The following is a 12,503-nucleotide window of genomic DNA, read 5'->3' on the forward strand; positions in this document are numbered from 1 at the left end:
GCCGTTCTGCGATACCCATCGGAAGGTCGGTCAGCCGGCCTTTTTCTTCGCCAGGCGCAGCCAGGTGTCGACCACGGTGTCCGGGTTGAGCGACACCGATTCGATACCCTGTTCCATCAGCCATTCGGCAAGGTCCGGATGGTCCGACGGGCCCTGGCCGCAGATGCCGATGTACTTGCCCTTGGCCTTCGCGGTCTTGATCGCCATGGACAGCAGCTTCTTCACCGCCGGGTCGCGTTCGTCGAACAGGTTGGCGACGATGCTCGAGTCGCGATCCAGGCCGAGGGTCAGCTGGGTCAGGTCGTTGGAACCGATCGAGAAACCGTCGAAGATATCGAGGAACTCGTCCGCCAGCAGCGCGTTGGAAGGCACCTCGCACATCATGATGACCTTGAGGTCGTTCTCGCCCTGCACGAGGCCGTTCTTGCGCAGCACCTCGATCACCTTGCGGCCCTCGTCCAGCGTGCGCACGAACGGGATCATGACCCATACATTGGTCAGGCCCATGGTTTCGCGTACGTACTTGGCGGCCTTGCATTCCAGGGCGAACGATTCGGCGAAATCCGGCGAGACGTAACGGCTGGCGCCGCGGTAGCCGATCATCGGGTTTTCCTCGTGCGGCTCATAGCGCGAGCCCCCGAGCAGGCCGGCGTATTCGTTCGACTTGAAGTCGGACAGGCGCACGATCACCGGCTTCGGGTACACCGAGGCGGCGATGGTCGAGATGCCCTCGGCCAGGCGGTCCACATAGAACGAGACCGGATCCTTGTAGCCGGCGATGCGCGTATCGATCCGTGCTTTCGTCTCCGCATCCTGCTTGTCGTATTCCAGCAGCGCCCTGGGATGCACGCCGATGTGGCTGGCGATGATCATCTCCAGGCGGGCCAGGCCGATGCCTGCGTTCGGCAGCATGCCGAAGTCGAAGGCGCGTTCGGGGTTGGCCACGTTCATCATGATCTTCAGGGGCGCTTCCGGCATCGCGCCCAGGTCGGCGGTGATGCGATCGAACTTCAGCAGGCCTTCGTAGATCGTGCCGGTGTCGCCTTCGGCACAGGACACGGTGACCTCGGCGCCGTCCGGAATCGACTGCAACGCGTTGCCGCAACCGACCACGGCCGGCACGCCGAGCTCACGGGCGATGATCGCCGCGTGGCAGGTACGGCCACCGCGATTGGTGACGATGGCGGCCGCGCGCTTCATTACCGGCTCCCAGTCGGGATCGGTCATGTCGGCCACCAGCACGTCGCCGGGCTGCACCTTGTTCATGTCGGAAAGCGACCGGATGACCCGGGCCTTGCCGGAGCCGATCTTCTGGCCGATGGCGCGACCCTCGGTGAGGACCTTGCCCTTCTCGTTGAGCTGGAAGCGCTCGAGCGTGGTTGCGTGCGAGCGCGACTTCACCGTCTCGGGGCGGGCCTGCACGATATAGAGCTTGCCGGTGTTGCCGTCCTTCGCCCATTCGATGTCCATCGGGCGGCCGTAGTGCTTTTCGATGATCAGCGCCTGGCGGGAGAGTTCCTCGACATCGCTGTCGACCAGGCAGAACCGGTGGCGCAGCTCGGCCGGCGTTTCCTCGATGCGGACGCGCTCGCCGGGCTGGTCGGAATAGACCATGCGCTGCTGCTTGGCGCCGAGGCTGCGACGGAGCACCGCCGGCTTGCCGTCGCGCAGGGTGGGCTTGAAGACGTAGAACTCGTCCGGGTTGACCGCACCCTGCACGACCATCTCGCCCAGGCCGTAGGAACCGGTGACGAAGACCACGTCGCGGAAACCGGATTCGGTGTCCAGCGTGAACAACACGCCCGAGGCGCCGACGTCCGAGCGGACCATCAGCTGCACACCGGCGGAGAGGAAGACGTCCTCGTGCTTGAAGCCCTGGTGGACGCGGTAGGCGATGGCGCGGTCGTTGTAGAGCGAGGCGAAGACTTCCTTCACCTTGTGCAGCACGTCGTCGATGCCGACGACGTTCAGGAAGGTTTCCTGCTGGCCGGCAAACGAAGCATCAGGCAGGTCCTCGGCGGTGGCGGAGGAGCGCACGGCCACCGCGATGTCGTCCGCGCCGGCGTTCTTGCAGAGCTTGATGTAGGCGTCGCGGATGGCCTGTTCGAGGTCGCCGGGCAGGGCGGTGTCGACAATCCAGCCGCGGATCTCCTTGCCGCCCCGGGTCAGTTCGTCTACGTCGTCCACGTCGAGGGTGGCCAGGCGCTGCTGGATGCGCGTGGCGAGGCCGCTCTTCTCGAGGTAGGTCTGGAAGGCGTCGGCCGTGGTGGCGAAGCCCCCCGGCACCGAGACGCCCAGTTTCGCCAGGTTGCCGATCATCTCGCCCAGTGAGGCGTTCTTGCCGCCCACCTTGCCGAGGTCGGTCATGCGTAGCGCGTCGAGCCAAAGTACCAGGTCGCTCAAAGGAAGTTCCTCACATCGGTTGGGCGGCGGGCCGCGCTGGAAAACCGGCGCATTGTCGCGGTGGTATGGTCGGCTTACAAGCCGCGATGCACCAAACGCGCCGTGATTCTGCGGGGTGGATGGTTATGATGACGTATTGGTCTTAAGGTGAGGGTCGGGAACCAGCCAAGGAAACCGTTCGATGCGGCGCACCGTCTTCTTCATCTCCGATTCCACCGGCATCACCGCCGAGACCATCGGCAACAGCATGCTGGCCCAGTTCGACGGGGTACAGTTCGATACCCACCGGCTGCCATTCATCGACAACGCGCAGAAGGCCGAGGCGGCCTCGCTGCGGATCAAGACCAAGTACGCCCAGGACGGGCATCGCCCCATCGTGGTCAACACGATGACCTCCCGGGCCTTGTGCGACATCGTCGCCGGCAGCGGCGCCCTGATGCTGGACGTCTTCGCGCCGTTCATCGAGCCGCTGGAGGCCGAACTGGGCGCCAAGCAGTCGGGTGCGGTCAACCGGTCGCACGGCCTGGTGGATTTCGAGCGGTACGAGGCGCGCATCGAGGCGACCAACTATGCCCTGGCCCACGACGACGGCCTGGACGTGGACTACAACCAGTCGGACGTGGTGCTGGTGGGAGTGTCCCGCTCGGGGAAGACCCCCACCTGCCTGTACATGGCCTTGCATTACGGGGTCTGTGCCGCCAACTATCCGCTCACGGACGACGACCTGGACAAGCTGGAGCTGCCGGTTCGCCTCCGCCCCTATCGCAGCCGCCTCTTCGGGCTCACCATCGACCCGGTGCGCCTGGCGCAGATCCGGGAGCAGCGCCGCCCCGGCAGCCGCTACGCCACGTTGAAGCAGTGCCGCTGGGAACTCGAACAGGCCGATCGGCTGATGCGGCGGGAGAACATCCCCGTCGTCAACACGACGCACACATCGATCGAGGAGATTTCCAGCAAGATCTTCGAGTACCTCGGCATCGAACGACACATGTACTGATCGAGTAAACGATACGGAGACCGCCATCCTTTATGACTGCTGTGATTGAACGCCCCACCGCGCTGATCCCGGGCCGCTTCGAGTTCCTGATGGGCCTGTACGCGGAAAACTACCATCGGCTGGCGCGCCTGTTCGCGCCGGAGCGGCTGGCGCCCGGGCGTTATGTATCCGACGTGGACGATGGGTTGATGGTGCGGCTGGACGTCCAGGAAAAGCATCCGTACACGCTGGAGCTCGAGCTCACCTACGACTTCGTCGACGAGGCCACCGGGCATCCCTCGCCCTCGGCACAGCTGCGCATGTACACCGATGCCCATGTGGCCGAGGCCATGCATTGCCATCCGGGCCGCAAGCTGTGGCAGGTGCTGGGGCCATTCCCGCCCGCGCATTCGGTCTTCCAGCACCGTCTGCGCATGAACGGCTTCCTCAGCCGCTGGCTGGAATACCTGGCCGAACAGGGCCATTCGATCGGCACGCTTCAGCGGATCGATACCCCGGCTCCCTGATGGTCTGGGGCCTTGGCATGCCGCCATAACGCGCCAGCGCCCATGTAGGAGCGCACGATGTGCGCGACCTATGTCGAGGCCGAGACATGGAGCTGGCGCGCCGACCGCCGATTGTCCCGAAAAGATGTCGCGCACGTGCGTGCGCTCCTGCATGTCTATGCCGGTTCATGGGGAGACCGGGCAAATTCCAGGCAAAAAAAATCCGCCAGATGGCGGATTCCTTTTGGAAGTAATGGCGGAGCGGACGGGACTCGAACCCGCGACCTCCGGCGTGACAGGCCAGCATTCTAACCGACTGAACTACCGCTCCACACTTACCGTCCAACACGTTCCAACAACTACCAACTTCTCGTCCATTCACTTCCTGGCGGACCAGAAAGTGGCGTCCCCACGGGGATTCGAACCCCGGTCGCCACCGTGAAAGGGTGATGTCCTAGGCCTCTAGACGATGGGGACGTCTTAGAAGTTGGTGGAGCCAGCCGGGATCGAACCGGCGACCTCCTGCATGCCATGCAGGCGCTCTCCCAGCTGAGCTATGGCCCCCTGCTGGAAGCCGCAAAGATTACGTCCGACCCATCCGTTCGTCAAGCATTCGTTACACTTTTCTTGAATTTTTTTTCCACGAAACGAGAATGACGAGGCGTGACGGCCACTTGCGCGTGTCACGTAGCGCATGCCGTTTCGCTCGCCGCGTGTCGCGTCGCGCAGGCACGGGTTAACCTGTAGGTTCGACATCACAGGGACAGGCATGCACGGCATCGTTTTCATCCAGGACCTGGCCACGGTCATGCTCGTCGCGGGGCTGACCACGGTGATCTTCCAGCGCCTCCGCCAACCGGTGGTGCTGGGATACATCATCGCCGGCCTGTTGATCGGTCCGCATACGCTGCCGGTCATCTTCATCCACGACGAGCAGACCATCCGCACGTTGTCCGAACTGGGCATGATCCTGCTGCTGTTCGCGCTCGGGCTCGAGTTCAGCCTGAAGAAGCTGCGCGCCGTCGGCGGTGCCGCACTGGTGGCGGCGTTTTCCGAGATCGTGCTGATGGTGTGGATCGGCTACGAGATCGGCCGGTTCTTCGGCTGGTCGGCCATGGATTCGATTTTCCTCGGCGCGATGCTGTCCATTTCCTCCACCACCATCATCATGAAGGCGCTGGAAGACCTGGGCCTGAAGCGCGAGCGCTTCGCCCAGCTCATGTTCGGCATCCTCATCGTGGAAGACCTGCTGGCCATCGTGCTGATGGCGCTGCTCACGGGTATCGCCAGCACCGGCGGCGTCGAGGCGGGGCAGGCGTTCGCCGCGGTCGGCCGGCTTGGCCTGTTCATGGCCGTATCGCTCGTGGTGGGCCTGCTGCTGGTGCCGCGCGTGGTCGATTACATCGCGCGCGTCAGTCGCAACGACGTGTTGCTGGTGGCCGTGCTGGGCATCTGCTTCGGTTTCTGCCTGCTGGTCACCGAGATGGGCTACAGCGTGGCGCTGGGTGCCTTCATGATCGGCGCCATCGTGGCCGAGTCGGACAGCGTGGCACGCATCGAGCGGATCATCATGCCCGTGCGCGACATGTTCAGCGCCATCTTCTTTGTCGCCATCGGCATGCTGATCGATCCGGCCCTGCTGGCGGCCTATGCGTGGCCGATCACGATCGTCACCATCGCCGTGGTCGTGGGCAAAGTGGTGACGTGCAGTTTCGGCAGCTTCGTGGCCGGCAACGACGGGCGCACCTCGTTGCGGGTAGGCATGGGCCTGGCCCAGATCGGCGAATTCTCGTTCGTCATCGCCTCGCTCGGCCTGACCCTGAAGGTCACCAGTAATTTCCTTTATCCCGTGGCGGTGGCGGTCTCCGCCATCACCACCTTCCTCACGCCCTATCTCATCCGCTCGTCGGACCCCCTGGCCAACGTCCTCTCCCGCGTCTTGCCCGTGCGCGTGACGGGCGTGTTCGGCGCCTATACCGAATGGATGGGCAACCTGGGGCTGCAGGGGCAGGGCGCCATCGTGATGAAGATGATCCGCCGGCTCGTCTGGCACGTGGTCATCAACACGGCGCTGGTGGTGGCGGTGTTCATTGCCACGGCCTTCGCGTATCGCCGCGGGTTCCTCCACCTGGACATCCTCAGCGGCGATGCGACGGTCCGGCGCAGCCTGGCCTGGTCGATGGCCGCGCTGGTCTCGCTGCCGATGATCGTGGCCACCTACCGCAAGGCGGAAGCCCTGGGCATGCTGCTGGCGGAGTTGTCCGTGCCGGACCGTTTCGGCAGCAGCACCTACCGGATTCGTGCCGTGCTGGCGCGGATCGTGCCCCTCATGGCGATGCTGGTGATGGGGCTGCTGGTGGCGGCGCTGGCGTCCACGATCCTGCCCCCACGCGAAGTGGCGGGCCTGCTGATCCTGGTCGGGATCGGGCTGGCCTGGCTGATGTGGCGGGTGCTGGTGCAGGTGCATGCCCGACTCCAGGCCGCCCTGCGCGACACCCTGGACAAGCCCGGGGCGGACCCCCACGAATGAGCCGGTCACGATTTTTGAAAGGTTTCTGAACTTTCCATGTGAAACCTTGTCTTTCGACCCGTCATTGCAAGCAGGATGCGAACCACCGCACAATGGCGATTCTGCCTCCACAAGGAGGTGTCAACCGGCGGCGTCGCCGAATCTTTCCAAGAGAGGGAGTATTCAATGAAGCACTTTTTGCGTCCCACGATGACGGCCGTCGCCCTGGCGGTTGCGCTGGGTACGGCTGCGGGCGCATCCGCCCAGGCCGCCAAGCCGGCTGCCTCCGGGGCACCGGTCGATAAGCAGAAGGCCAGCTACGTCGTGGGTTGGGACCTTGCCAGCTCGCTGCCGCCGCTCGTCGCGAAGGAAGTGGATGCCGCCACGGTAGCCAAGGCCCTGCAGGCCGCCCTGTCCGGCCAGAAGCCGACCATGTCGGAAGCGGAAGCCAAGTCCGTTCGTGAAGCCTTCGTGTCCCAGCTGAAGGTCAAGGCCGAAGCCGAGTACAACAAGGTCGCCGCTCAGAACAAGTCCGAGGGCGATGCCTTCCTGGCCAAGAACAAGTCGGCTTCCGGCGTGAAGGTCACGGCCTCGGGCCTGCAGTACCAGGTCGTCCAGGCCGGTACCGGTCAGCGTCCGGGTCCTAACGACACGGTCACCATCAACTACACCGGCACGTTCGTGAACGGCGAGAAGTTCGATTCCTCGGCCGATCACCAGCCGGCCGGCCCGGCCCAGATTCCGCTCGCCGCGGTCATCCCGGGCTTCCGCGAAGGCCTGCAGCTGATGCAGACCGGCGGCAAGTACAAGCTGTTCATCCCGTCGAACATCGCTTACGGCGCCAAGCCGGAAAACGGCTTCCCGCCGAATGCGACCATCATCTTCGACGTCGAGCTGCTCAAGACCGGTCCGACCCCCGCGGGTCAGGGTCCGGGCGCTGGTCCGGCGCCGGGCGGCAAGTAAGCCTCAGCTCCATCGGTAAACAAAAAGGGCGCGGAGCAATCCGCGCCCTTTTTCGTGCGTCCCCGTTACAATCGGCCGTTACATCGCTTGCCGGAGCCACCCTGGGAGTCGCATGAAAGTCACGATCTTCGGAACCGGATACGTCGGCCTCGTCACCGGCGCCTGCCTGGCGGAAATGGGCAACCATGTCGTCTGCGTCGACGTCGACGCGACCAAGGTCTCGCGTTTGAAGTCGGGCGACATCCCGATCTACGAGCCTGGCCTCAAGCCGATGGTGATCCGCAACCACGCGGATGGCCGGCTGGATTTCACGACCGAGGCCGCGCCCGGCATCGATCACGGCCAGGTCGTCTTCATCGCGGTGGGCACCCCGCCCGACGAGGACGGCAGCGCGGATCTGCAATATGTCGTGGCCGTGGCCAACACCATCGGTGATCACATCGACCGCTACACGGTGGTGGTCAACAAGTCGACGGTGCCCGTCGGCACCGCCGACCGCGTTCGTAACGCGATCGCGGCGCGGCTGCGCGCACGCGGCGTGGACGTGCCGTTCGACGTGGTTTCCAATCCCGAATTCCTCAAGGAAGGCGATGCGGTCGAAGACTGCCTCCGCCCCGACCGCATCGTGGTCGGCGCGTCGAGCGATCGTGCCGTCGCGGTGCTCCGCAAGCTGTATGCGCCGTTCAACCGCAACCATGATCGCATGGTGGTGATGGATGAGCGTTCAGCCGAGCTGACCAAGTACGCGGCCAACGCGATGCTGGCGACGAAGATCAGCTTCATGAACGAGATCGCCAACATCGCCGAGCACGTCGGTGCCGATGTGGAGCTGGTCCGCCAGGGCATCGGCGCCGACCCGCGTATCGGCTACCACTTCATCTATCCCGGCGCCGGCTACGGCGGGTCGTGCTTTCCCAAGGACGTGCAGGCACTGGCGCGTACGGCGCAGGGCGTGGGCTATGACGCCCGGCTGCTCGACGCGGTGGAGGCGGTGAACGATGCACAGAAATCGCGGCTCTTCTCGCTCTTGTCCAGGCACTTCCAAGGCAAGCTGGATGGCCTCTGCATCGCCGTGTGGGGCCTGGCTTTCAAGCCCAACACGGACGACATGCGTGAGGCGTCCAGCCGTCGCCTGATGGAGTTGCTGTGGGATGCCGGCGCGAGCGTGCGCGCGTTCGATCCGGAGGCCGCCGACGAGACCCGCCGTATCTATGGCGAACGCGACGACCTCGTGCTGGTCGACCGTCCGTTCGATGCGCTGCAGGGCGCCGATGCGCTGGTCATCGTCACCGAGTGGAAGGCCTTCCGCGCGCCGGATTTCTCGCGGATCAAGGCCATGCTGCGCACGCCGGTGATCTTCGACGGGCGCAACCTGTACGACCCCGCGCAGGTCGAGGAAGCCGGCATCGCCTATTACGGTATCGGCCGCGGCCGTAGCCTGGCGGGACATGCGCATGACTGAACCCGTCGATGACCGCCTGACCGAGCTCGAGGTGCGTCTTTCCTTCATCGACGACACCGTCAACGGGCTGTCGTCGGCCGATACGGAAATCGCGCGGCGCCTTGACCGGCTGGAGCGTGCCGTGCGTGACCTGCGTTCCGACCTGATCAACATGCGCGCCGGCATCGGCAGCGACCCGGCGAACGAACCGCCGCCTCCGCATTACTGACACCCGAACGAGTCTTACCGATCATGGCAGAGTCCCTGCGCGACCAGTTGTTGAAAAGCGGCCTCGTCAAGGAGGTCCGCGAAGAGAAAAGGACCACCGCGCCGTCGCCACCGAAACAGGCGGGGGGCAGCGGCCAGCCTTATGCGGGCCGTAATCCGCGTCACGGCGGCAAGCCCTCGTCGGGCCAGGGCGGTCGGCCGCAAGGCGAGCGGCAGGCTGGCAGTGGCAGTGGCAGTGCCCGGGCCGGAAGCGGTGGTCCCGCGGGCGGCGGTAATCGCGCTCAGGACGGCCGTCGCGGCTCCGGTGGCGCTCGCTCCCAGGGTGGTGGGGGCCGGCCGCCGCAGGCAGCCAAGCCCGCACGCACCGATGGCGAGATGGACCTGGCCAAGGCTTACGCCATCCGTGCACAGGCCGAAGCGACCGAGCGTCGCCGTGCCGAAGCCGAGGCCGCCGAGGTGGCCCGGCTGCGCAAGGAAAAGAAGCGCAAGGTCGAGGAGCTCCTGAAGGGCAAGGCGAAGAACCTGGCCGACGCGGACCAGGTCAGGCATTTCCCGTATGGCGAGAAGATTCGTCGCGTCTATGTGGACACGGCCCAGCTGGCGGCGCTCAACGCCGGCGAACTGGGCGTGGTACAGCAGGGCGGGCGTTACCTCATCGTCGACAAGGCGGTGATCGATGAACTGCGTGCGCTCGCGCCGGAGTTCATTGCGCTCATGGTCGACCCGGATGCTCCCGTGGCCGACGACGGCGTTCCCGACGACCTGATGTGGTGACACGCCGGCTGCCTGCGCCAGCGTGACGTCAGGTCACGCTGGCGGCATGGCCAGCGCGGGGTTGTCCCAGCCTTCCTTCTTCGCGAAGCGTGCGCCGTGCTTCTGTTCCAGGCGGGCCAGCCGCTCGCCGATGGCGACGACGCCCTCCGTGCGGAGGTACTGGATGGGGCCGCCACGGAACGGCGCGAAGCCGGTGCCGAAGATGACGCCCGCATCCAGGAGATCGGCGTCGTCCACGACAGCTTCGGCAAGGCATGCGACGGCCTCGTTCACCATCGGCAGGATCATCCGGTCCTGTATGTCGGTCGGTGGTACGTAGTCGGGATCGACTTCGGGTTTGTCCGGCTTGCCGTCCTTCCAGACGTAGAGACCTTCACCGTCCTTCTTGCCGCGCTTGTTCGCGGCGAGTTTCTCGTCGAGTCCGGCCGGGATGGCCAGGCCCAGGAAGGGCGCGAGTTCCTTACCGACGGAGGCGCATACGTCGAGGCCGACCGTGTCGGCCAGTTCGATCGGGCCCATCGGCATGCCGAACTTCTTCGCCTCGCGATCCAGCACAGGGCCGGGCACGCCCTCGTTGTACAGGCGCATCGCTTCCATCAGGTAGGGCATGAGGATGCGGTTGACCAGGAAGCCAGGGGTGCCCTTGACCGGCACCGGCAGCTTGCCCAGCGCCTTGCAGAAGGCGAGGGCGCGTTTTTCGATGGCGGGATCCAGTGCGTCGTGACGAACGACCTCCACCAGCGGCATCTGCGCGACCGGATTGAAGAAATGCAGGCCGAGGAAGCGTTGCGGTGCCGCCAGGCCCTGGCGCAGTTCGTCCAGCGGAATGGACGACGTGTTGCTGGCCAGGATCTGCTCGGCGGTGAACTGGGGTTCGATCGTCGCGTAAAGCGCGTGCTTGGCATCGGCGTTTTCGAAAATCGCCTCGATGGCGAGGTCCGCCTGCGCGACCCCGTGGCCTTCCACGTCCGCACGCAGCCGCGCGACGGCAGCATCGACCTTCGCCGGTGCCTTGAGCTTCTTCTCGAAGAGCGACCGTGCGCGTTGCAGCGCTGGCTCGACGAAGCGCAGCTCGCGATCCTGCAGCGTGACGTCGAAGCCTTTCAGTGCGGACCACGCGGCGATGTCACCGCCCATGGTGCCCGCGCCGACGACGTGTACATGCCGGATGCCGTGCTCGATGCCGCCGCCCAACCCCTTGAGGCGTTCCTGCAGGAAGAAGATGCGGATCAGATTGCGCGCGGTGGGCGTGGTGGCCAGCTTCGCCACCGATTTCGCCTCGAGCTTCAGCCGTTGCTGGATACCGGCGCCGCCGCGTGCCCATACGTCGATCAGCGCGAAGGGGGCAGGGTAGTGCTCCCTGCGCACCTTGGCGGCGGTCTGTTTGCGAACCATCGGCGCGAGGATGGCCCGTGCCAGAACGGTGTTGGTGGCCCAGGCCTTGGCACGCAGCGCGAAGGGACGCGACGAGGGGCGCCGTGCCAGCTGTATGGCTTCGGTCAGCAATGCTTCCGGGCGCGCCAGGCGGTCGACGAGACCGACGGCGCGGGCACGCCGCGCGTTGAACGGCTTGCCCGTGAGCATGGCCGGGAGGGCGTCCGGCGCACCGATCAGCCGCGGCAGCCGAGCCGAGCCGCCCCAGCCGGGATGGATACCGAGCATGACCTCGGGCAGGCCGATCTTCGTGGTGTCGTCGTCCGCGGCGATGCGCAGGCGGCAGGCCAGGGCCAGTTCGGTACCGCCCCCCATGCAGGCGCCGTGGATGGCGGCCACGGTGGGGCACGGCAGGCGGGCCAGGTTTTCGAAAATGCGCTGGCCGTTCTCGATGTTTTCCAGGACCGAGCCGGCCTGGGCGTATTCGACGAACTCGCGGATGTCGGCACCTACCGCGAACCCCGACGGCTTGGCCGAATGGATCACCACGCCGCGCGGTGCCTCGATGGCCAGGCGCTCGACGAGCCGGTCCAGTTCGTCGAGTACCTCGCGCGACAGCGCGTTGGCACTGGAGCCGGCGCGGTCCAGCGTGAGGACGACGATGCCGTCGTCCTCGGCCTGGGTGGTCCAGTGCTTGAATCGGAGTCCTTCGAACATGGTGAAAGTCGTGGGCTGGCGAGTGAGCGCATCACCTTACCTTCCCGCCGCGGCGAATGCGAGATACCCGCTGGCGCGCGCCCCCGCGTTGCCACGATACTGCGCGTACCTCATGCAAGTGATGCCCATGGCGCCCGACACCCAGGCAGGTTCCGATGTCTTCGAGCGCATCCTGGCGTCGACGTGCCCGCTGGTCGCGTTGCAGTCGGCCGACCCGGCGATCCTGGTCGAGCAGTTCCGACTGGTGGCACGCCGCACGGGCCAGGCCGTCTACCTCTGGCGGCATGCAGACGGACTGACCAGCCTGCGCGATGCGCAGATGCGGGTGCCCGGCTGCGTACGATTGGGCGATGCCCTGCGCTACATCCTGCAGAGCCTGCATTTTGGCGTCTACCTCATGGACATGCCGCCGGGCCCGCCCAGCGCCACCGATGGTGCGCTTTTGCGGCAACTGGCCCGAACGAGCACGGGGCACGTGCGCCGCGTCGTGCTGATGGGCGCCAGCGCCAGCCTGCTGGCGACGTTCGAGGACGACGTGGTCAAGGTGGACGCCCAACCGCCGGGCCCGGCAACCGCGCCACGGCTTCGTGACGGTCGCTGGATCGTCTGACC

At 65.7% G+C, this 12,503-nt stretch carries 10 protein-coding genes and 3 tRNA genes; 8 read left to right on the top strand and 5 right to left on the bottom strand.

The genetic code is table 11. The features are described 5' to 3' along the window. Positions 1–30: 30 nt before the first annotated feature. A complete protein-coding gene (gene ppsA / locus FA89_RS12190; protein ID WP_036140835.1) occupies positions 31–2,403 on the bottom strand; it encodes a phosphoenolpyruvate synthase in 2,373 nt (790 codons plus the stop codon). A 181-nt stretch (positions 2,404–2,584) separates the two neighbouring features. Here ppsA and ppsR point away from each other — a divergent pair, with 181 nt between their 5' ends. Then, positions 2,585–3,400: a posphoenolpyruvate synthetase regulatory kinase/phosphorylase PpsR gene (gene ppsR / locus FA89_RS12195; RefSeq protein WP_036140836.1), complete on the top strand. Its 816-nt coding sequence runs from the start codon at positions 2,585–2,587 to the stop codon at positions 3,398–3,400. A gap of 32 nt (positions 3,401–3,432) precedes the next feature. Next, positions 3,433–3,906 carry a DUF1249 domain-containing protein gene (locus tag FA89_RS12200; protein WP_036140837.1) on the top strand — a complete coding sequence of 158 codons (474 nt, stop codon included), beginning with the start codon at positions 3,433–3,435 and terminating at the stop codon, positions 3,904–3,906. Between the two features lie 233 nt (positions 3,907–4,139). On the opposite strand, the gene FA89_RS12205 is transcribed toward FA89_RS12200, so the two are convergent. The 3 genes from FA89_RS12205 to FA89_RS12215 form a co-directional block, all read right to left on the bottom strand. Continuing rightward, a tRNA-Asp gene (locus FA89_RS12205) sits at positions 4,140–4,216 on the bottom strand. Between the two features lie 70 nt (positions 4,217–4,286). After that, positions 4,287–4,362 (bottom strand) — tRNA-Glu (locus tag FA89_RS12210). 11 nt (positions 4,363–4,373) lie between these two features. Further along, positions 4,374–4,449: transfer RNA gene (locus tag FA89_RS12215), tRNA-Ala, on the bottom strand. 205 nt (positions 4,450–4,654) lie between these two features. On the opposite strand from FA89_RS12215, the gene FA89_RS12220 reads away from it, so the two are divergent. The 5 genes from FA89_RS12220 to FA89_RS12240 all read left to right on the top strand — a co-directional run bounded on the left by FA89_RS12220 (position 4,655) and on the right by FA89_RS12240 (position 9,800). Next, positions 4,655–6,415 carry a cation:proton antiporter gene (locus FA89_RS12220; protein ID WP_036140838.1) on the top strand — a complete coding sequence of 587 codons (1,761 nt, stop codon included), beginning with the start codon at positions 4,655–4,657 and terminating at the stop codon, positions 6,413–6,415. A 165-nt stretch (positions 6,416–6,580) separates the two neighbouring features. Next, complete coding sequence (locus FA89_RS12225; protein ID WP_036140839.1) at positions 6,581–7,357, top strand: FKBP-type peptidyl-prolyl cis-trans isomerase; 777 nt, start codon at positions 6,581–6,583, stop codon at positions 7,355–7,357. A gap of 112 nt (positions 7,358–7,469) precedes the next feature. Then, positions 7,470–8,819, top strand: a complete 1,350-nt coding sequence (locus FA89_RS12230) for a UDP-glucose dehydrogenase family protein (RefSeq protein WP_036140840.1) — start codon at positions 7,470–7,472, stop codon at positions 8,817–8,819. Beyond that, positions 8,812–9,027 (top strand): SlyX family protein, encoded by a 216-nt coding sequence (locus FA89_RS12235; RefSeq protein ID WP_036144230.1) that lies wholly within the window; start codon positions 8,812–8,814, stop codon positions 9,025–9,027. The genes FA89_RS12230 and FA89_RS12235 overlap by 8 nt, the downstream gene beginning before the upstream one ends. Positions 9,028–9,050: 23 nt before the next feature. Beyond that, on the top strand, positions 9,051–9,800 hold the full coding sequence (locus FA89_RS12240) for a DUF2058 family protein (RefSeq protein WP_036140841.1): 750 nt from the start codon (positions 9,051–9,053) through the stop codon (positions 9,798–9,800). Between the two features lie 33 nt (positions 9,801–9,833). Here the strand turns inward: FA89_RS12240 and FA89_RS12245 are convergent, their stop codons facing one another. Next, positions 9,834–11,891, bottom strand: a complete 2,058-nt coding sequence (locus FA89_RS12245) for a 3-hydroxyacyl-CoA dehydrogenase NAD-binding domain-containing protein (RefSeq protein WP_036140842.1) — start codon at positions 11,889–11,891, stop codon at positions 9,834–9,836. 127 nt (positions 11,892–12,018) lie between these two features. On the opposite strand from FA89_RS12245, the gene FA89_RS12250 reads away from it, so the two are divergent. Next, a complete protein-coding gene (locus FA89_RS12250) occupies positions 12,019–12,501 on the top strand; it encodes a hypothetical protein (protein WP_185754334.1) in 483 nt (160 codons plus the stop codon). The last annotated feature ends 2 nt before the right edge of the window (positions 12,502–12,503 follow it).

This window comes from Luteibacter sp. 9135 (genome assembly GCF_000745005.1).
GTDB lineage: Bacteria > Pseudomonadota > Gammaproteobacteria > Xanthomonadales > Rhodanobacteraceae > Luteibacter.